The 25,152-nt window shown below is 71.2% G+C and carries 20 protein-coding genes; 16 read left to right on the forward strand and 4 right to left on the reverse strand.

Annotation, left to right across the window (positions count from 1 at the left end; genetic code table 11):
* Positions 1-8: 8 nt before the first annotated feature.
* Entirely contained in the window at positions 9-3,983 is a 3,975-nt protein-coding gene (gene eccCa, locus AB0N22_RS11005; protein ID WP_364639643.1) for a type VII secretion protein EccCa, read from the reverse strand.
* 164 nt (positions 3,984-4,147) lie between these two features.
* Here eccCa and AB0N22_RS11010 point away from each other — a divergent pair, with 164 nt between their 5' ends.
* The 14 genes from AB0N22_RS11010 (at position 4,148) to AB0N22_RS11075 (ending at position 17,889) form a co-directional block, all read left to right on the forward strand.
* On the forward strand, positions 4,148-5,524 hold the full coding sequence (locus AB0N22_RS11010) for a hypothetical protein (RefSeq protein WP_364639646.1): 1,377 nt from the start codon (positions 4,148-4,150) through the stop codon (positions 5,522-5,524).
* 147 nt (positions 5,525-5,671) lie between these two features.
* Positions 5,672-5,980: a WXG100 family type VII secretion target gene (locus tag AB0N22_RS11015; protein ID WP_364639649.1), complete on the forward strand. Its 309-nt coding sequence runs from the start codon at positions 5,672-5,674 to the stop codon at positions 5,978-5,980.
* 24 nt (positions 5,981-6,004) lie between these two features.
* The gene (locus AB0N22_RS11020) at positions 6,005-6,298 is read left to right on the forward strand and encodes a WXG100 family type VII secretion target (protein ID WP_364639652.1); all 294 of its coding nucleotides are present in this window, start codon (positions 6,005-6,007) and stop codon (positions 6,296-6,298) included.
* Positions 6,299-6,382: 84 nt separating this feature from the next.
* Complete coding sequence (locus tag AB0N22_RS11025; RefSeq protein ID WP_364639654.1) at positions 6,383-6,925, forward strand: hypothetical protein; 543 nt, start codon at positions 6,383-6,385, stop codon at positions 6,923-6,925.
* Entirely contained in the window at positions 6,922-8,205 is a 1,284-nt protein-coding gene (locus AB0N22_RS11030; RefSeq protein WP_364639657.1) for a S8/S53 family peptidase, read from the forward strand. Before AB0N22_RS11025 ends, AB0N22_RS11030 begins: the two co-directional genes overlap by 4 nt.
* A complete protein-coding gene (locus tag AB0N22_RS11035; protein ID WP_364639660.1) occupies positions 8,202-9,464 on the forward strand; it encodes a hypothetical protein in 1,263 nt (420 codons plus the stop codon). Before AB0N22_RS11030 ends, AB0N22_RS11035 begins: the two co-directional genes overlap by 4 nt.
* Positions 9,461-10,810 carry a type VII secretion integral membrane protein EccD gene (eccD, locus tag AB0N22_RS11040; RefSeq protein WP_364639663.1) on the forward strand — a complete coding sequence of 450 codons (1,350 nt, stop codon included), beginning with the start codon at positions 9,461-9,463 and terminating at the stop codon, positions 10,808-10,810. Before AB0N22_RS11035 ends, eccD begins: the two co-directional genes overlap by 4 nt.
* Positions 10,811-10,863: 53 nt before the next feature.
* Positions 10,864-11,601 (forward strand): hypothetical protein, encoded by a 738-nt coding sequence (locus tag AB0N22_RS11045; RefSeq protein ID WP_364639666.1) that lies wholly within the window; start codon positions 10,864-10,866, stop codon positions 11,599-11,601.
* Between the two features lie 12 nt (positions 11,602-11,613).
* Positions 11,614-13,020 carry a type VII secretion protein EccB gene (eccB, locus tag AB0N22_RS11050; protein WP_364639669.1) on the forward strand — a complete coding sequence of 469 codons (1,407 nt, stop codon included), beginning with the start codon at positions 11,614-11,616 and terminating at the stop codon, positions 13,018-13,020.
* The gene (locus tag AB0N22_RS11055) at positions 13,017-14,201 is read left to right on the forward strand and encodes a S8 family serine peptidase (RefSeq protein WP_364639672.1); all 1,185 of its coding nucleotides are present in this window, start codon (positions 13,017-13,019) and stop codon (positions 14,199-14,201) included. Before eccB ends, AB0N22_RS11055 begins: the two co-directional genes overlap by 4 nt.
* 84 nt (positions 14,202-14,285) lie before the next feature.
* On the forward strand, positions 14,286-14,648 hold the full coding sequence (locus AB0N22_RS11060) for a helix-turn-helix transcriptional regulator (protein ID WP_364642731.1): 363 nt from the start codon (positions 14,286-14,288) through the stop codon (positions 14,646-14,648).
* 106 nt (positions 14,649-14,754) lie between these two features.
* Complete coding sequence (locus AB0N22_RS11065; protein ID WP_364639675.1) at positions 14,755-15,969, forward strand: hypothetical protein; 1,215 nt, start codon at positions 14,755-14,757, stop codon at positions 15,967-15,969.
* Between the two features lie 67 nt (positions 15,970-16,036).
* On the forward strand, positions 16,037-17,416 hold the full coding sequence (locus tag AB0N22_RS11070; protein WP_364639676.1) for an APC family permease: 1,380 nt from the start codon (positions 16,037-16,039) through the stop codon (positions 17,414-17,416).
* Between the two features lie 20 nt (positions 17,417-17,436).
* Positions 17,437-17,889, forward strand: coding sequence for a universal stress protein (locus AB0N22_RS11075; protein ID WP_364639678.1), 453 nt, complete (start codon positions 17,437-17,439; stop codon positions 17,887-17,889).
* Here AB0N22_RS11075 and AB0N22_RS11080 read toward each other — a convergent pair.
* Positions 17,886-18,923 (reverse strand): NADP-dependent oxidoreductase, encoded by a 1,038-nt coding sequence (locus tag AB0N22_RS11080; protein WP_364639680.1) that lies wholly within the window; start codon positions 18,921-18,923, stop codon positions 17,886-17,888. The two genes, AB0N22_RS11075 and AB0N22_RS11080, sit on opposite strands and share 4 nt — an antisense overlap.
* A 50-nt stretch (positions 18,924-18,973) precedes the next feature.
* On the opposite strand from AB0N22_RS11080, the gene AB0N22_RS11085 reads away from it, so the two are divergent.
* Positions 18,974-19,810 carry a MarR family transcriptional regulator gene (locus AB0N22_RS11085; RefSeq protein WP_364639682.1) on the forward strand — a complete coding sequence of 279 codons (837 nt, stop codon included), beginning with the start codon at positions 18,974-18,976 and terminating at the stop codon, positions 19,808-19,810.
* Positions 19,811-19,826: 16 nt separating this feature from the next.
* Positions 19,827-20,792, forward strand: a complete 966-nt coding sequence (ligD, locus tag AB0N22_RS11090; protein WP_364639684.1) for a non-homologous end-joining DNA ligase — start codon at positions 19,827-19,829, stop codon at positions 20,790-20,792.
* A 2-nt stretch (positions 20,793-20,794) separates the two neighbouring features.
* Here ligD and cobF read toward each other — a convergent pair whose 3' ends face one another.
* A complete protein-coding gene (gene cobF / locus AB0N22_RS11095) occupies positions 20,795-21,535 on the reverse strand; it encodes a precorrin-6A synthase (deacetylating) (RefSeq protein WP_364639685.1) in 741 nt (246 codons plus the stop codon).
* Positions 21,532-25,146: a cobaltochelatase subunit CobN gene (gene cobN, locus AB0N22_RS11100; RefSeq protein WP_364639688.1), complete on the reverse strand. Its 3,615-nt coding sequence runs from the start codon at positions 25,144-25,146 to the stop codon at positions 21,532-21,534. The genes cobF and cobN overlap by 4 nt, the downstream gene beginning before the upstream one ends.
* Between the last annotated feature and the right edge of the window lie 6 nt (positions 25,147-25,152).

Consider the following 25,152-nt stretch of genomic DNA (forward strand, 5'->3'; position numbering starts at 1 on the left):
GGTGCAGGTCAGCCGACCGGGTCGACCCAGGCGGTCTGGACGACCTCGACACCCCGGTCGCGGGTGATGAGCTGCGCGCGACCCGCGACACCGCGGCGCGGCTTGACGGTGCCGATCAGCGGCCCCTCGTCCGGGCTGCCCGAGAGCAGCAGGCCCGGCATCGCGAGATCCCGCAGGCTCTGGATGACCGGCTCGTAGAGCGCACGTGACGCGCCGCCGGACCGGCGGGCGACGACGAGGTGCAGGCCGATGTCGCGCGCCTGGGGGAGCAGCGGCACGAGCGGTGCCAGCGGGGAACCCGCTTGGGTCGCGACCAGGTCGTAGTCGTCGACGACGACGAACGCCTCGGCACCGGTCCACCACGACCGGTCGCGCAGCTGCTGGCTCGTGACGTCGGGACCGGGCAGGCGCTTCTCGAGGTACGCCGCCAGCTCGGCCAGCGCAGGACCGGCCTGGACGGCGCTCGTGTGATAGCTCAAGGCGTAGTCGTCAGGCAGCTCTCCCAGCAGGGAGCGGCGGTAGTCGACCACCACGAACTGCGCCTCGTCGGCCGTCCGGCTCCGCATGACCTCCTGGACGTACGTGCGCAGGAACGCGCTCTTGCCCGAGCGGCTGTCGCCGAAGATCAGGGCGTGCGGCTCGCGGTCGATGTCGAGAGCGACGGGGGCGAGGTCCCGCTCGTTGATCGCGAACAGGACCCGCTTGTCGGTCTCGGCGACGCCGGCCTGCTGGCGTACGCGCGAGAGCTCGACCCGGTCGGGCAGCAGCCGCAGCTTGGGCCCCTGCTCGCCCGACCATGCCGCGCGGACGCTCTCGACGAGGTGCTCGACGCCGGGACCGATCGAGGCGGCGTCCGCCTTGCCGTCGATGCGGGGCAGGGCGGCGAGGAAGTGCAGCTTGGACGGCGCCAGACCGCGGCCGGGACGGCCGTTCGGCACGAGCTGCGCGACCTTGCGGTCGATCTCGGAGTCCGTGGGGTCACCGAGGCGCAGCTCGAAGCGGGAGCCGAAGATGTCCCGCATCGCCGCGCGGAAGTCGGCCCACCGGCTCGTCGCGGTCACGAAGTGGACGCCGTACGTCAGGCCGCGTTGCGACAGCGTCTGCAGGTCCATCTCGAGCGTGTCGAAGTCGCTGCGCAGGGTGCTCCAGCCGTCGATCAGCAAGAACACGTCGCCGTAGCCGTCGTCGGCCCGACCCTCACGGCGACGGGCGCGATAGGTTTCGATCGAGTCGATGTTCTGGGCCCTGAAGTAGGCCTCACGCCGATCGACGATGCCGGCGATCTCGGCGACGACCCGGCGTACGACGTCGGGCTCGGACCGGGTCGCGACGCCCGACACGTGCGGCAGCGCGGCCATGGGGGCGAACGTGCCACCGCCGAAGTCGAGGACGTAGAACTGGGCCTCCTGCGGCGTCGACGTCAGCGCGATGCTCGACAGGAGGGTCCGCAGGAACGTGCTCTTGCCGCTGCGCGGACCGCCGACCACCGCGAGGTGGCCGCCGGCACCGGACAGGTCCACCGTCAGCACGTCGCGGCGCTGCTCGCGCGGCCGGTCGAGAGCACCGACCGGGATCACGAGGCCGCCCCGCGCACGCCAGGCCTTGGACGCCAGGCCCCACTGCTCGTCGACCGCGAGGTCCGACATCAGCTCGTCGATCGTCTCGGGCTCGTCGAGCGGTGGCAGCCAGACCTGGTGCGCCTGCGGCCCGCGGTTCTCCATGCGGTCGACGGCGAGGTCGAGCACCGATCGGGCGTCCTGGACGACGGGTGCCGGGGTGGGCCGGGTCGACCCGTCCTCCTCGAGCACCACGGGGGCGAGCACGTGGCCCACGGTGAACGGCAGGATGCGGGTGGCCTGGGTCCCGGACTCGCTGCGGGCGGCCGATCGGTGTGGCGGGGGGCCGGAGACGTACGCGGCCTTGAAGCGCTGCATCGCCCCGTCGGCCTTGAGGTAGCCGAGGCCCGGGACGGACGGCAGCTCGTACGCATCGGGCACGCCGAGGACCGCGCGGGACTCCGCCGCGGAGAACGTCCGCAGGCCGATGCGATAGGACAGGTGGCTCTCGAGCCCGCGGAGGCGACCCTCCTCGAGCCGCTGCGACGCCAGCAGGAGGTGCAGTCCGAGCGAACGGCCGAGGCGGCCGATCGCGACGAACAGGTCGATGAACTCCGGCTTGGCCGACAGCATCTCGGAGAACTCGTCGACCACGATGAACAGGCTCGGCAGCGGCTCGAGGGCCGCGCCGCCGAGGCGGGCCTTCTCGTAGTCGCGCACGGACGCGTAGTTGCCGGCGCGGCGCAGCAGCTCCTGTCGACGGACCATCTCGCCCGACAGCGCGTCCTGCATGCGGTCGACGAGGGTCAGCTCGTCCTCGAGGTTGGTGATCACCGCGGCGACGTGCGGGAGCTCGGACAGACCGGCGAACGTGGCGCCGCCCTTGAAGTCGACGAGGACCATGTTGAGGGTCTCGGACGAGTGCGTCATCGCCAGGCCGAGCACCAGGGTGCGCAGCAGCTCGGACTTTCCGGATCCGGTCGCACCGATGACCAGGCCGTGCGGTCCCATGCCCTGCTGGGCGGACTCCTTGATGTCGAGGTAGACCGGCGAGCCGGCCGGGCCGACGCCGATCGGGACGCGGAGCTGGTCTCGTGCCGGACGGGCTCGCCAGGCGTCGTCCACGTCGTAGCCGCGCACGTCACCGACCCCGATCAGGTCGGTGAGGTCAGGGGTGCTGGACAGGGCGTCCTCGCGCACCGGGCCGTCGACGACGCCGAGGGGCGACAGCCGGCGGGCGCAGGCCTCGGCGGTCGCGGGATCCATCTGGTCGGCGGTGCTGCGGATCGGGTCCTCACGCATCCGCAGTGCGGTGACCATGGCCTGGCCGTCGTGCCGCAGCTCCTCCTCGATCATCAGGCGCAGCCGCGTGGGGTCGTTGAGCTCGTCCCAGCGGTGCGGCAGGTCGAGCACCGTGACGCCGTGGACCCCCTCGTCGGGCATCAGGTGGTTGCCCGGAGGCAACCGGCCGCCGTCGACCACGAGCAGCACGTGCGGGGCCGGCAGCGGCTGGTCGGCACCGAAGCGCGGACGGTCGACCACGTCGGCCGGCAGCATCGCCGAGAGGTCGTCGATCGAGGTGGTCACGAGGCGGCTCGGTCCGATCGCATCGTTCTCGCGCGGGCTCTGCGCATGCGGCAGCCACTTGAGCCACTCCCACTGAGGCGCGCTCTCGTCGTCGCACAGCACCGCGACGATCAGCTGGTCGGGCGCGTGGAACGTCGCCGCCGAGCACACCATGGCCCGGGCCAGGCTGCGGGCCGGGTCGGCGAGCCCGATGAGCTCGATGCGGCTGAACGCCGCGAGGTCGATCGCGGCCGGCAGGTCGGGCTGCACGCGGTGGACCGACAGCAGTCGGTGCAGCGCGGAGGCGCCGACGGGATCGAGCTGCTCGATCGCGGCGCTCTCGGGGGGAACCAGCTCCAGCGCCAAAGGCTGCGACGACGTCCCGTAGCGGACGTGCAGGTGGCTCTCGTCGTCGGACGTACGCTCCCAGATCCGGGAGCCGTCCTGCGCCATCGCGGGCAGGGCCGCAGGCTCGGGGTGAGTCCAGCGGAGGCTGTCGCGCTGCTGCTTGGCTGCTTCACGCACGGTCCGTCGTACGCCGGAGAGGTACTGGAGGTACTCCCGCCGTGCCCCGCCGACCTTGAGCGCCCGCTGCTTGCGCTGCCGGTCGATGCTGACCCCGACGAAGCCGAGGGTCGCGACCAGGAACATGCCGGCCGCGATGAAGCTGCGCCCGCCGTTGGACCCGGACGAGGCGACGAAGACGATCGACCCGACGCTGGCCAGCATCGGCAGCGCCATCATCAAGGCGCCGCCGGCGCCCTCGTGCGGCTGCAGCTCGGGCGGCGGCTGGAGGACGATCCGACCCGACGGGACCGTCGGCGGAGCGACGCGCTGGCCACGACGAAGTGTGGAGACCACAGCACCCCCTGCGCTCTATGGGTCGGATGACGCACTGTCACTGATGCGCGTCGGCTCCACGATTGTAGGCGCCCCGGCCCGTGCCGGGAGACCGGGAGTCCGGGGACGTCGGGCAGGATGGCGGGTACGATCCCAACGCACCGGGTTCGACCAAGGGGGGTGTGATGAGCGACGGCATCGTGGAGTCCACGGTCCGGCTTGCCGTCGACGGCCCCCGCGGACGGCTCGACGTCGCAGCACCCCTGTGGGCCGACGTCGCCACGGTGCTCGAGAGCTACGCCGCCGAGACCGGGGAGCGCGAGGAGCTCGCCCTCATGACCTCGACCGGACGCGTCCTCGAGACCACGGCCTCGATCCAGCGCCTCGGCCTCCGCCACGGTGAGCTCCTCATCGCAGTGCACACGCACCCCCACGACGTCGAGATGACCTCGTTCCTCGACGTGCGCGCGCTTCGCGGGCAGACGGCCGCGCCGCTCCCGCCCTGGGTGCCGGCCGTCACCGCGATCATCGCGACCGTCGCCGCCGTGCTGGCCGCGTCCACCGCAGCGCTGCTCGGCGTCGGCCCCGTACGCATGGGAGTCGCCGCCTGCTTGTTCCTCGCCGCCGTCTCGGTGCCGTTCATCGCCGAGATGCGGCCGCGGCTTCGTCCGTGGGTCATGGCGGCACCGGCGTTCGCGGGCGCCGGTGCGTTCGTGGTCACCGCCGGCACCGGCCCCGGCGACAACCTCCTGATGATCGGTGCCGTCGGCTTGGCCGCGGCCGCCGCGGCAGCGTACGGGCGAGCCGTCGCCCCGGGCCTGGCCGACGACGAGCTCATCGTCTGGCTGTCCTCCGGCGCCACCGTTGCCGCGGTCGCGGTCACCGGCCTGCTGCTCGAGTCCAGCGGCACGGCGGCGTGGGCCGTGCTCCTGCTCGTCGCGGTCGTCGCGGCACGGGTCCTGCCCGCGTTCGCCGTCGACGTGCCCGACCACGTGCTGATCGACTTCCAGAGACTGGCGATCACGGCGTGGTCCGCCCGCGACCGCCCGCGGCGAGCACGTCGGGGCATCGTGCGCCTCGACGACGTCGCGGACGTCGCCCACCACGGCATCACCTTGGTCTCGGCCGGCGCGATCGCCGTGGCGATCGTCAGCGCTGCCAGCTCCGCCCTGCTGCTCCTGTCGGCCGACGACGCGTCGACCCGCCTCGGCGCCCGCATCATGGTCGTGGCCGGCGGGATCTCCCTGACCTTGGGCGCCCGCGCGTTCCGTGCGCGCATCCCCCGCACCGCCCTGCGTCTCGCCGGCGGTCTGGTGCTGGCCCCGTCGGTCGGTCTCGTCGTGTTCGACAGCGGGCTGTCGTGGCAACCGACCGCCGCCGTGCTGGCGACCGTCGCCGGGGTCCTGGTCGCGGTCGCCGGACTCGCTCTCGGGCGTGGTTGGAGATCGGTGTGGTGGGGACGGGTCGCCGAGGTCTTCGACACCCTCAGCGTCATCGCCCTGATCGGCACAATCCCTCTCGCGACGGGACTTTTCGAGACAGTCCGTCAATGGGCGGCATGACGCCCCGGGGACCGCGCCATGACTAGTGGGTGTCCATAGTCCAGAAGAACTAGAGTTCCGTAGGCGAAACAGACCATGTGTCGCTAACATGAGCGTGACCACACATCAGCACGACGCGCGAGAGCGCTGCCCGGAAGGAGGCTCGCCATGGCGAGCATCAGCAAGGAAGAACAGGCCCTCACACGTGGCGCCCAGATGGTGCAGTCGGCACGCGGTGACCTGACGAGCGAGCTCAACGCCCTGCGCGGTGCCATCGCCCCGCTCCAGACCGAGTGGCAGGGCTCCGGCGGTGCAAGCTTCACCAACGTCATGACCCGTTGGGACGAGAGCTCCAGCAAGATCATCGCAGCGCTCGACGAGTTCGAGGCCAACCTGCGGGCGTCCGACCAGACCTACACCGCCGCCGACGAAGAGCAGGCTGCCAACCTCGGCCGCCTCAACGCTCGTCTCGGCTGACCGAATCCACAGAAGGAGATCACCATGAACAACGGAAGACTCGCTGTCGACTTCGGCGGCCTCGAGCGCGGCCACGGCGACATCAACCGCGGCGCCGGCAAGCTCAAGGGCCGCCTCGACCAGCTCGAAGCAGAGCTCAACCCGCTGCGCGCCGACTGGACCGGTGCCGCCTCGGAGTCCTACCAGCAGGCCAAGGCCAAGTGGGACGGCGCGATGGAGGACATCCGCCTCCTGCTGGTCGACATCGCCACCCAGGTCTCGACGTCGAGCGCCGACTACCAGGCGACCGAGAGCCGCAACACCTCTCGATTCGCCTGACCCACCACCGGAACGATTCCGGACGTACATAGCGGAGCCGGGTGCCTCAGCACCCGGCTCCGCTGAAGTCCTCAAGGAGAGATCATGGCTGACCCCGACGCCCAGGACGCAGCCGCGCGCGCACGGGCCGACTCGCTCAACGTGTCGATCGCGGAGATCCGCAAGATCGCCAACTCGACGTTCGGCGATCTCCAGGACCAGACCCGGACCAAGGCCCAGCAGTTCTCCAGCGCCGATGTCGACGGTTCGGCGTTCAGCACCTATCCCGTGGCGCAGTCACTGGGTCAGCAGCACCAGGCCGCCGTCGCGGTGTTCACCCAGACCATGGACGGGGTCCTTCGAGATCTCGAGAGGTTCCAAGGTGCGCTGCTCGACTCGGCCAAGGAGTACGAGAACACCGACGACGCAGCCGCCGCGGCGTTGGCAGCGGTCGACAACAAGTTCTCCGACCGGGACACGCTCGACACCACGAACTCCTGGAACAGCGCCCGCCACGAGCAGGGCGACAGCCTGAAGACCCCCGAGAGCGACCAGCCCACCACGGCCGCGGAGCCTGTCGACCTGGCGGCTCCCGATTCCAGCGGACCGGCGGTCGACAACCCCGGCGAGGACCCCACGTTCAAATGAGCTCCACCGCCCTGCGCCGTGTCGGCGTCGCCCTCACTGCAGCCACGATGTCGGTGGCTGCAATGGCCGGCACGTCCCCAGCGGCGTCGGCGAAGGCGGCCGAACCCTGGTGGTTCTCAGCGCTGCGGCTGTCGGACGCGCACCAGAAGACCACCGGCGAGGGCGTCACGGTTGCCGTCATCGACACCGCGGTGGACACCAAGGTCCCTGACCTCGAGGGCGCTGACATCGAGTTCGGCGCAGCGTGCGAGCCGAACGACACGAGGTCCAAGCCCCGGATCGGTGACCCCGTCGCCAACCACGGCACGGCCATGAGCACGATCATCGTCGGTCAGGGCAGGGGCAACGGCTTGGACGAAGCCGGCATCACCGGCGCCGCGCCTGGAGCGACCGTCCGGTTCTACAACGACGAGCCCGACCCGCGGCAGACCGACCAGGACTGCGACGAGGCTGACACCGTCACGCTCTTCGATCGCGCCATCAGCGATGGCGTCGACATCATCAACTACTCAGCCACCAGCTCCTTCGGTCTCGAGGGCGTCATCCGCCAAGCCGTCGATGCCGGGATCGTGGTGGTGGCCAGCGCCGGCAAGCCGGGCGAAGGCATCTCGTCCCCGGCGTCGATCCCGGGCGTCGTCGCGGTGTACGCGGTCGACAAGAACGCCCGCCCGTGGAAGGGCAATCCACACATGGAGCCGACCAACTCCGCCGAAAGCTGGAAGTTCGGCTTCCCCGTGGTGTCCGCGCCGGGCGTCGACTTCCCCGCTGGGGCCATGGACAAGAACGGGACCTGGACGTCCGGCTACTCGCGGACCGGGACGTCGGACGCCACCGCGCTCGTCTCCGGACTCCTGGCCCTGCTGAAGTCGGCCCACCCGAAGGCCACGGGCAACCAGCTCATCCAGCACCTCATCCACCACACGAGTGACGAGAAGCTGGACTGGAACGTCCGCTACGGCTTCGGCATCGCCTCCATCACCGAGATGCTCCGTCATGACCCGACCACCTGGCCCGACGTCAATCCGCTGCTCAAGGGCCCGGAGCAGGCCATGGCAGACTTCCCCGCTGCCGGTGAGGGTGGGCAGACCCCGGCACCCGAACCCGACCGGAGTCCTGCGTCCGCTGCGTCCGACAGCGACGAGGGCGGCGGCACGCCGTCGTGGCTGTGGCCGACAGCGATCATCGGGGCACTCGCGATCATCGCCGTTCCCATGATCGCGAGGCGGCGCACGACCGAATCCGACACGACACGACGCACTGCCGAGGAGGCGGGATCATGACCGGACCCAACGAAGCCAAGCTCAGGCTGACGGACACCCTCAGGCCCGAGACCCTCGACAACGCCGAGGAGGGCTGGACCAAGGGCGAGAAGGGGTTGCGCGACGTCGCCGAGACCCTTGCCTCGGCCAAGAGCGAGCTCCTCGCCGCCTGGGAGGGCAAGCCTTCCGAGGCGGCCTCGACGGCCTTCGACCTGCTCGCCACGTCGGTGACGGATCGCGCAGACCTGATGAAGAATGCCGCGCAGGCCGTTCGTGACGCGAAGGCAGCGCTCGTTCGGGCCAAGAACGCGAGCCTGCCGGCGGTGCCCACGCTCCCGACCACACCGCAGCCCGGGTCGGACGGCAAGGTCTCCGACACGGCCAAGGCCGACTACGACGACGGGGTCACCGCGCACAAGGACGGGATCCAGGCGCGTGAGGCGAAGGCTGCCGAGATCCTCAACACGCTCGACACCGAGCTCGCCGAAGCGCGGCGGCTGCTCAGCACCGCGGCGCCCTACGACCCGACCTCCAAGCTCGACGACACGCAGGTCGACGGACCCGGTGGGCCCGGCAGCACGACGCCCGGCGGGACCAGGCCCGGCTCGCACGTCAGCTCGGGGTCGGCGAACGGCAGCACGGCCGTCATCGGCGGGACGGTCGGCGGCACGTCGGCCACGGCTGACGGCGAGCTCATCGGCACGGTCGGGGGCGGAGCGGTCGGCGTCGGACTCATCGGCGCCGGCGGCAAGAATCCCGAAAGCTCCGGCACCGGCGGCGGCAGCCAGGTCGGTGGCGCCGTCGGTGGCGGCGCGGTCGCCGCTGGCGGGATCGGCGCTGCACTCGGCGGGCTCCGCAACGTCCTGGGCGGCAAGGCCGGCGTCCCCGGTGCCGTTCCGTCGAGCGGATCGGCCGTCGGCGGCAACGCCGGCCGCCCCGGCGGAGCCGGAGGCGCCGCTCGCGCCGGAAGTCCCGTGATCGGCGGTCAGAACGGACAGACCGGTGCACGTACGGCCGGCACGCCCGGCACCTCCTCGACCGGCCGCGGAGCCGGTGCCACGGGTGGCCGTGGCGCCACTGGCGCCAGTGGCACCACGAGCGGGCGCAGCACGACAGGTGCTGGTGCGGGTGCTGGCGGCCGCGGCGGAGCACGTGGCGGGGCCGGGGCTGCGGGAGCAACCGGGCAGCGCGACAAGAACGACGACCAGACCCTCGACCACATCCGGTTCGAGGACGACTGGATCGAGGACGAGGACATCGCGCCCGGAGTGATCGAGTGAGCACCACCACCGGCGTCAGCGGCCTGGTGCGCGTGACCGTGACCGCGGGCGAGCGTCGCACCGACCTCGCACTCCCGGCGACCGTCAGCGTCGCCGACCTCCTGCCCGAGCTCGCCCGCAGCCTGGGCATGCTCGACCCCCTCACGGTGCACGCCGGCTTCCACCTGCACACCGTGGACGGCCAGCAGCTCAGCGGCTCGACCGGCCTGGCGTTCCAGAACGTCCGCGACGGTGCCGTGCTGACGCTGACCTCAGGCATCGACGACGAGCCGCCTCGGGTGTATGACGACGTCGTCGAGGCCATGGCCGATGTCGTCGAGCGCGACCTGCAGCCGTGGGAGCCGAGTGCTGCCCGACGCACCGCCCTCGCCGCGGCCGGGGTGCTGCTGGGTCTCGGCGCACTCGCCACCGGGCTGCAGCGGCCCAGCGTCGTCGCGGGGGCTCTGGCCGGGGTCGTCGCGATCCTGCTGACCGCCGCTGCCTTGGTGCTGGCCCGCGTCGAGAAGGAGCACGAGGTCGCGGTGCTGCTCGCCTGGGGCGGGGTCGCCTATGGCGCGGTGAGTGGGCTGACCGCCGTCGAGGGATCGACACTGCTGGCCGAGCCACTCGCCGTCGCCGGTGGGGTCGCGCTCGTCCTCGGGCTGATCTCGTTCGCCGGCCTGGTCGAGCACCGCAGCTTGATGCTCCCGGCTGTCATCGTCGGCGCGGTCGCCGCCGGCTCCAGCGGCGTCATCGCCGGCACCGACTTCCGGCCGGCCTCGGTCTACACCGTCGCGCTCACGATTGCCGTGCTCATCGTCGGCATCCTGCCGATCATCGCCCTGGCCGCGTCGGGCAACCGCTCGCCTGAGCCCCAGAATCCTGCTGACCTGCCCGTCGAGCCGGTCGCGGTCGAGGAGCGCCACGTACGCGACGGCGCCAGCCTCGGCCACGACGTCCTCCTGGCCTCGACGATCACGATCGGGCTGCTGGCCATCCTGATCGCGCCACTCGCCGTGACGCTCGGCGTCACCGGAGCCCTGACCGCGGTCTTCGCCTGCCTGATCCTGCTCCTTCGCACCCGGCAGCACCGCGCCGGCAGCGAGGTCTTCGCCGGTCTCGGCACCGGACTCGTCGGACTGATGTCGGTCGCCGTCAGCATCCTCGTGCTGCAGCCCGACTGGCGGCCGTCGCTCGCCGTGATCCTGGCCGCCACCGCGGCCGTCACCCTGGTCGTGACGCTGGTGCCCTCGACCCCGTCGGTCACCCGCGGACGTACTGCGGAGATCGTCGAGGTCATCGCCCTCGTCGCCATGCTTCCTCTGGTCATCACCGCCATCGGACTCGTTTCGACGGTCCGCTCATGAATCACGTACGATCTCTCGCCGACGATCTCGGCAGTCATCCATCAAGGAGAACCATGCATCCCGCACGCAAGCCCCTGGCGACCATCGCCATCACCCTCGGCACGTTCCTCGTGATGCTGGGCGCTCCGGCCCTGGCCGGCGCGGGTGACGGCAACGCGGACGAGCTGGACGCCAGCGCGATCGAGCAGACCCGTCCGGTCGTCCAGGTCGCGGCCGCGGACGAGGACGGCGAGGACGTCGTCGGGACCGACAACGGCACTGACGGCGGGACCGACGCTGACGCCGATGGCGGCACGGACGCCGACGCAGACGGAACCGCGATCGTCGGCCCGGGCGCCGCGGTCGCAGCCGACAGCGTCGCGGTCGAGGGCATCGCCGTGAGCGGCGACGCAGTCGTCGCCGACGGCGCCGCGGTCGCCACCGACGGTGTCCTCACCGACTCCGGGACCGATCAGGGCGGCAACGGCGACAACGGCAATGGCAACAACGGCACCGGCAACGACGGCGGCGCAGGTGCAGGCGGGGGCAACGGCGCCGGCAGCAGCGACGACGGCAACTCCACCGGCGCTGACGGTGGCGGCGACCCCAGCCCGGCCGCCGACGACCCGGTCCTGGGTGATGCCGGCGCCGTGGCTCCGGCCGCTCCCGACCAGGGCACCGACCGCACCCTCCCGGATGCCGGTGGTCCGGCGTCGATGATGGTCCTGCTGTCGGGCTTCGCGCTCGTCATCGCCGGTGTCGTCGTCCTGTCGCACGGCCGCGTCCGCGTCGCTCGTCACCGCGCTGCCTGACGAGAGCTCCACATGGCCAGCAAGCGCGACCTCGTCGAAGCCCACAGCTTCAACCGCAGTCGCCTGGTCACCGCGTTCCTGAGCGGTGCACCGGGCGGCCGCGAGGTCGAACCCGCTCGCTACGGCCGCATGCTGGTCGGTGGCGTCGTGCTGGCAGGTCTCCTGCTGGCCGGCGCCGCCGTGTCCGGCAAGCTGTCCCAGCCGGTCGACAAGAACTGGCTGGACCCCGGCGTCATGGTGGTCGGCAAGGAGAGCGGTTCACGCTTCCTGCCCGGCGACAAGGGGAACGTCGGGACCCTGTTCCCCGTCCTCAACACCGCGTCGGCCCGGCTGGCCTACGCCAAGCCCGACGGGACACCCCTCAAGGTGATCTACGTCCCCGACGAGGAGATCGCCAAGCGGCCCGTGGGCCTGACGCTGGGCATCCCCGATGCGCCGGACGTCCTGCCGGGTGAGTCCAAGCTCATCGACACGGGCTGGACGGCCTGCACCAACGAGCAGCGTGGTCTGACGGTCCGGCTCGCCGAGAAGCCGGGAGCCGAGGCCGCGACCAACCGCGCTATCCTCGTCCGCGGCGGCGCCGACGACGCGCAGTTCGTGATCGCCGGCAGCCACCGCTACCCGGTGCCCAAGGGCGACGACGGCGTCAACGTCCTGCGGTCGTTCCAGCTCGACGGCACGCCCGCCTACCCGGTGTCCTCGGCCTGGCTCGACCTCGTGACCCCCGGGTCGCCGCTCAAGCCGTTCCGCATCCCGGGCTTCGGTGCCCCGGTCGACGATCCCCAGGGCAAGCTGCAGAAGGCTGGCACCCCGGTCCTGGTCGACGGTCGCGGCTACGTGCTCGTCGACGAGGGCGTGCTGCCGCTGAGCGACTTCGCCTACGCCCTCTACAAGAACGCGGCCGAGGCCCGCAACCTCCCCGAGGTCCAGCTCAGTGCCGGCGACCTCGCCGGGATCGACACGATCTCGTCGCTGTCCGAGCGGCCCTATCCTGCCGACTGGCCCAGCGAGAACGTCACGGCGTTCAACGGCTCCGCCCCGTGCCTCCTGCTCCGCGCCGGCCAGGATCCTGAGGACACCGCGAGGGCCGTCCTCGCCCGCCCGACGAACGACGCCGCGCTGGCCACCCGCAACGAGGTCGTGACCGACGTGCAGACAGGTCACGGCGCACTCGTCCGCGCGACGACCACGGGCTCGGCCACCGACGCGACTCCGCTCTACCTCCTGGACTCGCTCGGCACCCGGTACGCCGTCGGCTCGTCCGCCGACCCGCAGTCGCAGGACTACCGCCCGACGACCCGCAGCGCCCTGGGCTATCACGACGTCGATCCCCAGGCCGTCCCGCAGGCGTGGGTCGCACCCTTCGAGGACGGGCCCGCGCTGCTGCGCACCCTGGGAGGCAAGGCGGCCACACCGTGAGCCTGCGCGCGTGCGCGGTGGCCCTCGCGGTCGGCCTGGTGCCGATCACCCCCGTCGTGCTGGCGGCCCCGGCTCCCGCGGCGGAGAGCGATCAGCCCTGCGAGTCCGGCGTCACGAGGTACATCGACGACCCGTCGGCCGCGCGCAACCTGGACCAGCTCGGCTTCCCCGAGGCGTGGAAGATCGCGACCGGCAAGGGCGTCCGGGTCGCGGTGATCGACTCAGGCGTGAACGCCGGCAACGCTCACTTCGCCGGCGCGCTCGAGAAGGGTCGCTCGTTCGTCGGCGGCAGCGCGCAGGACGACGACTTCGGCCACGGCACGGCGGTCGCCGGCATCATCGCGGCCCGCCGCCACGAGGGCTCGGTCCTGGTCGGCGCCGCCCCCGACGCGACGATCGTGCCCGTGCGCACCTATGAGGACACCCCTGACACCGCGCTGCTCGCCAAGGGCATCCGCTGGGCGGCGGAGCAGGACGTCGATGTCATCAACGTGTCGGTCAGCACCGGCCCGAACGACACGGCCCTGCCCGAGCTCCGCTCCGCCGTGAAGTACGCCGTCAGCACCGGAGCGATCATCGTCGCGTCGGGCGGCAACCAGGGCGAGCTCGCCCCGCTGACCCAGAAGCGCTTCCCGGCAGCGCTGCCAGGCGTCATCGGGGTCGCCGCGACGCGGTCCAACGGCACCGTCGACGACTGGTCGATCCACGGGCCGCACAACGACGTCGCCGCCCCCGGCGAAGAGGTCCTCATCGCGTTCCTCGGCAATGGCGACTGCCTCGGGGGCGCGAACGGTCGCGCGTACACCAGCTGGGCCACGGCGTACGTGAGCGGCCTGGCCGCCGCCCTGCGCGAGGAGTTCCCCGACGCCACGGCCAAGGAGATCACCAACCGCATCCTCGACACCGCGACCCGGCCGGTGCGCAGCCGTCGCGACAACCTGCAGGGCTGGGGTGTCATCCAGCCGTACGCCGCTCTGACCAAGTCCGTCAGCAGCGAGCCGGGCACGACCGACACCGACGACGCGCAGTCCGCCCGAGGCGGCATCGAGCCGCTCAGCCTCGAGTCGGACCCGATGCAGCCGTCCCGAACCGCGATGCTCTGGTGGGCCATCGGGTCCCTCGGCGTCGCCGGGGTCGCCCTCGTGCTCCGGCCGTGGATCCGCAAGCTCCGCAAGAGCTGAAGCCCACCGTCGCCCGGCCTCCGGTGGAACAATGACCGCGTGGCCAACGAAGACCTCGTCCTGCTGCGCAGGGCCCGCGACACGATGGACCGTGACTACGCCAAGCCTCTCGACGTCGAGGCGCTGGCCCGCGTCGCCCTCATGTCGCCCGGCCACTTCTCCCGCAGCTTTCGTGCCGCGTTCGGCGAGACTCCGTACGGCTACCTCATGACCCGGCGCATCGAGCGTGCGATGGCGCTCCTGCGCCGTGGGGACCTGTCCGTGACCGAGGTCTGCTTCGCGGTCGGCTGCTCCTCGCTCGGCACGTTCAGCACGCGCTTCTCCGAGCTCGTCGGCGAGAGCCCCAGCGCGTACCGGGCCCGCGAGCACGGCGACGAGGAAGGCGTCCCGGCGTGCATCGCCAAGGTGCTCACCCGTCCCCTCCGGCAGCGGCCGGGCGCCTGCTGACGCCGAATCATCTCGCCCGCACGTCTTCCCAAGATGTGACGTGCGCCACTAGGTTCGGTCCGGGCCCGAAGGGTCGGAGGGAGCACGTCCGCCTAGGAGGCACCGCATGTCGCTGGTCACCCGAGCACGTCCATTCGTCGGAGCACTGAGCCTGGTCCTCGCCGGGTTCCTGTTCGTGCCCGCACCCGCGCAGGCCGACGGCCCCGGCGTCGGCACGCCGTACGTCGTGTCGGTCGGCGACTCCTACATCTCCGGCGAGGCGGGGCGCTGGGCCGGCTCGTCGAACGCGAGCGCCTCGCGGGCAGACGCACTGGGCGGCACGGCGTACTTCGACAACGCTTCAGGCACCGCGGAGCAGATCAACCGGTGCCATCGCAGCAAGAGCGCCGAGATCCACATCGGTGGCGGGGTGCAGAGCGCCAATCTCGCGTGCTCCGGCGCCAGGACGACCACGTCCGACGGCAGCGAGTTCAAGCCCGGGCTCGACTTCTACGACAACGGCGCCGGCAAGCAGGGCCAGGCCAAGATGCTGCAGCAGTTCGCCGCGACCCACAACGTGAAGATGGTGACGGTCTCGATCGGCGGCAACGACTTCAACTTCGCCAGCATCGTGCAGTCCTGCGTGACGGACTTCCTCGCGTCGCCGTCGTGGTGGAAGGACTACTGCAAGGACGACAGCAGCGTCGTCGCCAACTTCACGACAGCCAACGTCGCAGCGGTCAAGGCGCGGATCGCGAACGCGTACGCCAACGTCCGGACCGCGATGCGCAACGCCGGCTATGCCGACAGCTCGTGGACCATGCTCGTGCAGAACTACCCGTCGCCGGTCCCCAACGGCTCGGGCTTCCGCTACAGCCAGAGCGGCTACACGCGACAGAGCACCGGCGGCTGCGGGTTCTGGAACGCCGATGCCGACTGGGCCAACGGCACCGCGCTGCCGACGATCAACAACACCGTGACCGGCGCGATCAGTCAGGCCGGCATCACGAACGCCAGGACCCTCGACCTGTCGTCGTCCTTCAACGGCCGCCGGCTGTGCGAGAGCGGTGTCGGCCTGTACGAGGAGGTCGGCCTCGCCAGCTGGACGGCACCCACGGCGGTCGACCGCACGGAGTGGGTCAACCAGATCCGGACCGTCACGACGGCCGGCAGCAGCCCGTACTACATCCAGGAGTCGTTGCACCCCAACTACTGGGGCCAGCTCGCGACCCGGTCGTGCGTGCGTCAGGCGTACAACGCCGGTGCACCCAGGAGCGGCACCTGCGTGCGCACGGGCACGGGACTCTCGTCCGCCGGCGAACCGCGCATGACCCTGCAGTAGCGCTCGAGTCGCAGGTCTCCCGGGGCGGTGGCACCATGTCTGGAATGACACGCCCCGGGGGACGATCATGACCGACTCGACCAGCAGCGCCCGCAAGCGACCGGCACCGACCGAGGACCTGACCCGGTCCGTCACCGGCCGGCTGCTGTTCTTCTACGTCCTCGGGGACGTCCTCGGCTCGGGCATCTACGCGCTCATCGGCATCATGGCGTTCGAGGTCGGTGGCGCGTTCTGGCTGTCGTTCGTCGTCGGCGTGACGATCGCGCTGATGACCGGCTTCGCCTACGCCGAGCTGATCACGAAGTACCCACAGGCAGCTGGGGCCTCGTTGTACGTCCACAAGGCCTTCGGCAAGCGACCCGTCACGTTCATCGTGACCTTCAGCCTGCTGGCCGCGACGATCTCGGCCGCAGGAGCGCTGTCGCTGACGTTCGGTGGTGAGTACTTCGAGGCGTTCATCGAGGACGTCCCGCCGACGCTGGTCGCGGTCGTCTTCATCGTCCTGCTCTCGCTGCTCAACTTCCGCGGCATCTCGGAGTCGGTCTGGGCCAACCTCGTCATGACCCTGATCGAGTCGGCCGGACTGCTCATCATCCTCATCATCGGCGCCGTCGTGCTGGGCAAGGGCGACGCCGACCTCTCGCAGCCGTTCGAGCTCAACGACGGCAACCCGGCGCTCGTGGTGCTGGGCGGTGCCGCGATCGCCTTCTTCGCGATGACCGGCTTCGAGAACGCCGCCAACCTCGCCGAGGAGACCCGCAACCCCAGCAAGGTATTCCCCAAGGCACTGCTCGGCGGCATGGCCCTCGCCGGCGCGCTCTACCTGCTCATCGCGTTCATCGCGTCGATGGTCGCGCCGATCAAGGACCTGGCTGCCGACGAGGGCGAGGGCGGCAACCTGCTGACCGTCGTCGAGGCCGGCCCCATCGCCATCCCGGCGATCGTGTTCTCCGGCATCGCGCTCATCGCGGTGACGAACACGACCCTCGCCTCGCTGGTCGCCCAGTCGCGCATCATGTACGGCATGGCGCGGCAAGGCGTCATGCCGCGGATCTTCGCGCGTACGCACGCCACGCGGCGCACCCCCTGGGTGTCGATCCTGTTCACTGCGATGCTCGTGATCATCCTGCTGATCACGACCGACATCGGCACGCTCGCCGACGTGACCGTCCTGTTCCTCATCACGGTCTACGGCATGGTGTGCCTCTCGGCGCTGGTGCTGCGCCGCCAGCCGGTCAAGCACGACCACTACACCGCCCCGACGTGGATCCTGGTGCTCGGCATCGCCAGCAACATCGCACTGCTCGTCTACACGGCCGTCGAGAAGCCTGACTCGCTGATCTACTGCGCCGTGCTCCTCGCGATCGGCGGCGCCCTCTACTTCGTCAACGACTACTTCACGAAGGGCGATCCGCCGCCCCTCGACGAATCAGCACTCGAGGTCTGACCCAGGTCCAGGAGGACACCATGCACGTACTCATCGCCACCGACGGCTCGCAGATGTCGCTCGAAGCCGCCCGGCACCTCATGACGTTCGCCGACCCGACGTCGATCGACGCCGTCGCGGTGCTCGCGGTCGTGAGCCCCATGGCTGCCGTGCCGTTCGCCAACGAGGCGGACCCGGCTCGCGAGGACATCGAGGACATGTCGTTCCGCCGTGCCGCGGAGCGGGCGACCCTCGCGATCGCCGACGAGATCTCCGCCTGGGGTCCGTCGACGACGACGCACGTACGCGGCGGGTCGCCGGCCGGCGAGATCGTCAAGGCTGCGCGGGAGCTCGGCTCAGGACTCATCGTCATGGCCAGCCGCAGCAGCTTCACCGAGGCCGTGCTGATGGGCTCGGTGGCGCACCGGGTGCTCAACCACGCCCCGTGCCCCGTGCTGGTGCACCGCTCGCCGACGCGCCCCCTGCGGGGCTAGGACGTCGGGTCCTCGCCGACCCGCACCAGCAGCTTGCCGAAGCTCTTGCCCTTGAGCAGCCCTGCGAACGCCTCGGGCGCCTGCTCGAGCCCGTCGACGACGTCCTCACGGTGCCGCAGCGAGCCGTCGCTCAACCAACCCGCGGCCTCGGACTGGAACGAGGCGTGGTGCGTCTTGACGAACTCGGTCTGGATGAACCCGCGGACCGTGAGGCTCTTGGTCAGGATCGTGGACATCAGGCGCGAGGACCGGTCGGGGCCCGGCGGCAGCTCGGTGTCGTTGTAGTGCGCGACCAGCCCGCACACCGGCACCCGGGCGTACGTGTTGAGGCGTGGCAGCACGGCGTCCCACACGTGCCCGCCGACGTTCTCGAAGTAGACGTCGATGCCGTCGGGCACCGCGGCCTCGAGGTCGTCGGCGAACGTCGGCGAGCGGTGGTCGAGCGCGACGTCGAAGCCGAGCTCCTCGAGCCACGCGACCTTGTCGGGTCCGCCGGCGATGCCGACCGCGCGGGCGCCCTTGATGCGCGCGATCTGGCCGACGGCCGATCCGACCGGTCCGGCCGCTGCCGCGACGACGACGGTCTCGCCGGGCTGCGGCCGGCCGATCTCGAGCAGTCCGGCGTACGCCGTGAAGCCCGGCATGCCGAGGACGCCGAGCGCCGTCGAGATCGGGGCCTGAGCGGGATCGAGCTTGCGCACGTGACGCGCCGGCGCGACGCCGTACGCCTGCCAGCCCGTGTACGCGAGCACGATGTCGCCGGGCGTCAGGCCCGGGTCGCGAGACTCCACGACCTCGGCGACCGTGCCGCCCTCCATGACCGCACCGAGCTCGACCGGCGCGGCGTACGACTTGGCAGCGCTCATGCGGCCCCGCATGTAGGGGTCGAGGGACAGATAGATGGTGCGGAGGAGCACCTCGCCGTCGGCCGGTTCCGGCACCGGCACGGACTCGACCGTGAAGTGCTCCGAGGTGGGTTCACCGTGCGGACGGGCGGCGAGCAGGATGCGGGTGTTGTTCGTGGCGTCAGTCATCACCGTCGACCGTACCGTCGGCCCCCAGCGAGCCCTGACAGGATGGGGCCATGACTCAGGGCACGACCTTCTGGCGGTCGATCGAGGCGATCCACGACGTCGTCTACTTCGCACCCGACGCCAAGCAGCGCTACGAGGCGATCGGCCTCAAGGGCTACTGGATGGGCTACATGGCATCCCGCTCCGCAGCGGTCGGCACGCCTCCGCCAGAGCTCGTGGTCGCCCTGTTCCAGGGCTTCGCCCCGCGGGTGGTCGAGCGTGCGCTGCCGGATGCGTGGTCCATGGCGTCGCGCGACGACATCCTGGGTGCGCGGTACGAGCTGGCGCGTGCGGCACTCGCGACGGCCCTGTCGGGTGCCGACGCCGCCCACCTCGCCGCCGAGCTGGCGGCGATCACGCGAGGCATCGACTTCGCCGGCAAGCCGCTCGCGGCAGCGCACCAGTCGCTGCCCGAGCCCGCGGACGACGCCGGCCGGCTGTGGCATGCCGCCACCGTGATCCGCGAGTACCGCGGCGACTGCCACGTCGCCGTGCTGACATCCGCAGGGCTCGACGGCGCCGCGGCGAACGCGCTCGCCGTGGCGGCGGGCCTGGCCGGGGAGCAGCAGCGCAGCATGCGGGGCTGGACCGAGGACGAGTGGGCGGCGGCGACCAGCCGCCTGGTGACCCGCGGCTGGGTCGACCCCGACGGCGCGATCACCGAGACCGGGCGATCGGCGCGCCAGCAGATCGAGGACGCGACGGATCGCGTGTGCGCCGCCGGTCTCGACCGCGAGGCGACCGGCCGGACGATCACGATCGAGGAGCCGCTGCTGGGCCTGGCGCGGGCCGTCGAGGCCTCTGGCGCGGTGTCCTACCCCAATCCCACGGGCGTACGTCGGCCCTAGCCCATACGGTGGAGGCATGGCCAAGGCATCGTCGCCGGCGGTGGAGATCGAGGTGGACGACAAGGTCGTGCGCGTCAGCAACCCCGACCGGGTCTACTTCCCCGATCACGGCTGGACCAAGCTCGACCTCGTCGACTACTACCTCGCGGTCGGCGACGGCATCGTCAACGCGCTGTACGAACGCCCGTGCATGCTGCACCGCTTCCCCAAGGGTCTCGCCGGCGACAAGGTCCACCAGAAGAAGCTGCCGCCGGGCGCACCGCCGTGGGTCAAGACCGTCAGCGTGCACTTCCCGCGCTTCGACCGCGACGTCCACGAGCTCTGCGTCACCGAGCTCGCCTCGGTGATCTGGGCGGTGCAGATGTCCACCGTCGAGTTCCACCCGTGGAACAGCCGCAAGGCCGACGTCGAGAAGCCTGACGAGTGGCGCATCGATCTCGACCCGGGACCCGACTGCGACTTCGCCACCGTGCAGCGGGTGGCCCGGGTCGCCGAGGAGGTGCTCGACGAGCTCGGCGCGACCGGTTTCCCCAAGACCTCGGGCGGCTCCGGCCTGCACGTCTACGTGCGCATCGAGCCGGAGCACGAGTTCAAGGACGTACGCCGCGGAGCTCTCGCCTTTGCCCGCGAGGTCGAGCGACGAGCACCCGACGACGTCACGACGACGTGGTGGCGCAAGGACCGTGACCCCGCGCAGCTGTTCGTCGACTACAACCAGAACGCCCGCGACCACACGATCGCGGCGGCCTACTCGGTGCGCGGGTTCCCTGACGGCCGGGTCTCGACGCCGATCCGGTGGGACGAGGTCGACGACGTCGATCCGCACGACTTCACGATCGCAACCGTGCCGGCCCGCTTCGCCGAGCTCGGAGATCTCCACGCCGGCATCGACGAGGCGGTGTTCGACTTCGCCCCGCTGCTGGAGTGGGCCGACCGGGACGAGCGCGAAGGCGCCGAGCCGCCTGTCGACCCCGAGGACTGACCTCAGCCCTCGTGACGCAGGAGGTAGGCGTCCATGGCCCAGCCCGCTTCGGCCTTGGCGGCGGCGCGGGCTTCGTCGAGCTGCGCCGCGACGTCAGCCACCCGGCCCTCGACGAGCCTCTCGCTCGAGGTGCCGAGGTTGGCTCCCCACCAGATGTGCCAGTCCGCCAGGCCGTCGAGCTCGATGCGGGCGCTCAGCATCACCAGGATGTTGTCGGCGCCCGCAGCGACCGCGGCGCGGAGCCGGCGTGCCGTCGTGACCGTGATGGGCTGGCCGATCTCGTGCAGGACGATCCGGTGCCGCGCGGCGAGCAGTTGCAGGCTCGAGATGCCCGGGATCACGTCCCACTCCGCCTCCACGTTGCCCCTCGCGAGGATGCGCTCGACGATGCGGATCGTGGAGTCGTAGAACGCGGGGTCGCCCCACACGAGGAAGCCGACGTCGCCGGGCCGCTCCAGGATCGCCTGCTCGTACGCCTCGGCGCGCGCCTCGTGCCAGTCGATGACGGCGCCGCGATAGTCGGCAGGATCTGCGCGGTCGCGCTCCGGGTCGCGCACGGCCACGACCTGGGCGCCCGACCCGACATGCCGGGTGAGCAGCGCCTGCCGGGCCGCGAGCAGCGGGTCGTCGGGTCCCTTGTCGGCCACGACGAAGTACGCCACCGCATGCATCGCGGCGACCGCCTCGAGCGTCACCTGGTCCGGGTCGCCGGGGCCGATCCCGATGACCCGGATGCGCCTCAAGCCCGGTCCTCCAGGTCGCCCTCGATGTCGAGGTAGACCTGCTGCATCGCCGCGAGGACCTCGGGATCGGGCTCGGCCCACAGGTCGCGGTCGGCCGCCTCGTTGAGGCGCTCGATGATGCCGCGCAGCGCCCACGGGTTCGACTTCTTCATGAAGTCCTGGTTGACCTCGTCGAGGACGTACTCCTTGGCGAGCGTGTCGTACATCCAGTCGTGGACGACGCCGGTCGTGGCGTCGAAGCCGTAGAGGTAGTCCACCGTCGCGGCGAGCTCGAACGCGCCCTTGTAGCCGTGCCGCTGCATCGCCCCGATCCAGCGCGGGTTGACGACGCGGGCGCGGAACACGCGCGTCGTCTCCTCCTGCAGGGTCCGCGTGCGCACGGCGTCCGGCGTCGTCGAGTCGCCGACGTACGCCTTCGGGTCGGAGCCGGTGAGCGCGCGCACCGTCGCGACCATGCCGCCGTGGTACTGGAAGTAGTCGTCGGAGTCGGCGATGTCGTGCTCGCGGGTGTCGATGTTCTTGGCGGCCACCGCGATGCGCTTGTAGTTGGCCCGCATGTCGTCGGCCGCCGGAGCGCCGTCGAGGTCGCGGCCGTACGCGAATCCGCCCCACGCGGTGTAGACCTCGGCGAGGTCGTTGTCGTCGCGCCAGTTGCCGGCCTCGATGACCTGGAGGATCCCCGCGCCGTACGAGCCGGGCTTCGAGCCGAAGATCCGGGTCGTCGAGCGACGCGCGTCGCCGTGCTCGGCGAGGTCGCGCTGCGCGTGCGCACGTACGTAGTTGAGTGCATCGGGCTCGTCGAGCTCGGCGACCTGGCGGATCGCGTCGTCGAGGATGCCGATGACGTGCGGGAAGGCATCACGGAAGAAGCCGGAGATGCGGACCGTCACGTCGATGCGCGGCCGCGCCAGCTCGTCGAGCGGGACGACCCGCAGGCCGTTGACCCGGCGGGAGGCCGGGTCCCACTCCGGCTCGACGCCGATCAGCGCCAGCACCTCGGCGATGTCGTCGCCGGACGTACGCATGGCGGAGGTGCCCCAGACCGACAGCCCGACCGAGCGGGGGTACTCGCCGGTGTCGGCGAGGTGCCGCTCGATCAGCGAGTCGGCCATGGCACGGCCGGTCTCCCACGCGAGCCGGGACGGGACGGCCTTGGGGTCCACGGTGTAGAAGTTGCGGCCGGTCGGCAGCACGTTGACGAGGCCACGCAGTGGCGAGCCCGAGGGGCCGGCCGGGATGAACCCGCCCTCCAGCGCGTGCAGCACGTGGTCGAGCTCGTCGGTGGTCCTGGCCAGTCGCGGCACGACCTCGGTCGCGGCGAACTCGAGCACCTGCACGACCTCGGGCACGTCGGTGAGCGTCCTGGCAGCCGCCGGGTCCCAGTCAGCGTCCTCCATGCCCTGCACCAGGCCACGGGCCTGCTCCTCGACCTCGTCGATGGCGCCGAGAGCCGCATCGGCCTTGAGGCCGAGCGCAGCCCGGAGCCCCGGGACGGCCCCGGTCTCGCCGCCCCAGATCTGGCTGGCCCGCAGGATCGACAGCACGAGGTTGACCCGCGCCTCACCCGACGGCGCCTGGCCCAGCACGTGCAGGCCGTCGCGGATCTGCGCGTCCTTGATCTCGCACAGCCACCCGTCGACGTTGAAGATGAAGTCGTCGAAGTCGTCCTCGTCCGGGATGTCGTCGAGGCCGAGGTCGCGGTGCATCTCCGCGGCCCGCATGTGGGTCCAGATCTGCGACCGGATCGCCGGGAGCTTGGCCGGGTCCATCGCCGCGATGTTGGCGTACTCGTCGAGCAGCTGCTCCAGCTTGGCGATGTCGCCGTATGACTCCGCGCGCGCCATCGGCGGGATCAGGTGGTCGACGATCGTGGCGTGGGCCCGACGCTTGGCCTGCGCGCCCTCACCCGGGTCGTTGACGAGGAACGGATAGATCAGCGGCAGGTTGCCGATCGCGGCATCGGTGCCGCAGGCCGCGGAGAGCGCGGCGTTCTTGCCCGGCAACCACTCCATGGACCCGTGCTTGCCGAGATGGACGACCGCGTGAGCGCCGAACTCCTGCTCGACCCACCGGTAGGCGGCCAGGTAGTGGTGCGACGGCGCCATGTCGGGATCGTGGTAGATCGCGACGGGGTTCTCGCCGTAGCCACGAGGCGGCTGGATCATCAGCACGACGTTGCCGGCCCGGATCGTGGCCAGCACGATCTCCTGGTCGTCGTTGACGAACAGCTTGCCGGGCGCCGGGCCCCACGCCTCGAGCATCGCCTCGCGCAGGTCGGGGTGGAAGCCCTCGAACCAGCCTGCGTACTGCGCTGCCGGGATGCGGACGTGGCTCTCGGTCAGCTGCACCTGGGTGAGCCACTCCTCGTCCTGGCCACCGGCGGCGATGAGGGCGTGGATCAGGGCGTCGCCGGCCTCGGTCAGGTCGTCCAGCTCCAGGCCGGGGACCTCTCCGGGCGCGCCGAGGTCGTAGCCGGCGTCGCGCATCTCGCGCAGCAGGCGGATCGTCGACACCGGGGTGTCGAGGCCGACGGCGTTGCCGACCCGGCTGTGCTTGGTCGGGTACGCCGACAGCATCAGCACGATCTTGCGATCCGCGGGCGCGACGTGGCGCAGTCGCGCGTGGGCGACCGCGATGCCGGCGACGCGGGCACAGCGCTCGGGGTCGGCGACGTAGCGCGGCAGGCCGTCCTCGTCGATCTCCTTGAACGAGAACGGCGCGGTGATGATGCGGCCGTCGAACTCGGGGATCGCGATCTGGTTGGCCGAGTCGAGCGGGGTGACACCATCGTCGGAGGCCGCCCAGTCCTCCCGGCTCGACGTCAGGCACAGGCCCTGCAGGATCGGGATGTCGAGGGCCTTCATGCGCTCGACGTCCCACGACTCGTCGTCACCGCCGGCGCTGACGGTGCCGGGCTTGGTGCCGCCGGCCGCCAGCACCGTGACGACCAGCGCGTCGAGGGTGCCGAGCTCGGTGAACAGCTCGTCCGGCGCAGCCCGGAGCGAGGACGAGAAGATCGGCACGCCGTACGCCTGACCGGTCGCGTCGATCGCGTCGGCGAGCTGGTGCGCGAACGCGCTGTTCCCGGATGCCTCGTGCGCCCGGTAGTACAAGACGCCGACTCTCGCCTTGCGTGAGTGGGGCTCGGGAGACTTTCCAGACGTGTCCAAGCCCTCCGAGCTCCGGGGCACGACCCCGAACTCGGGCAGGACGGCGGGCGGCTCGAAGCCCTCTCCCGTCAGCAGGACGGTGTCGGAGAGGAACGCGTGCAGCTGGGCGAGGTTGGCCGGGCCGCCCTCGGCGAGGTAGACGTGGGCGTCGGCGCAGATGCCGATCGGCACCGTCGACTGCTCCATGAGCTCGGCGTTGGGGGTCTGCTCGCCGCCCAGGACGACCATCGGCTTGCCGGTCGCCCGGATGCGCTCGAAGCCCTCGCACAGGTCCTGCGGAGACCCGAGGATGCGGGCGACCACGAGGTCCGCCGACTCGATCGCCGCCGCCATCTCCTGGTGCCCCGGACGGGCCGGGTTGGCGTACGTGTAGTCGGCCCCGCTCGCGCGGGCCGACAGCAGGTCGGTGTCGGACGTGGACAACAGCGCGATGCGCGTCATGTTCCT

This window comes from Aeromicrobium sp. NPDC092404 (assembly GCF_040684095.1).
Lineage (GTDB): Bacteria > Actinomycetota > Actinomycetes > Propionibacteriales > Nocardioidaceae > Aeromicrobium.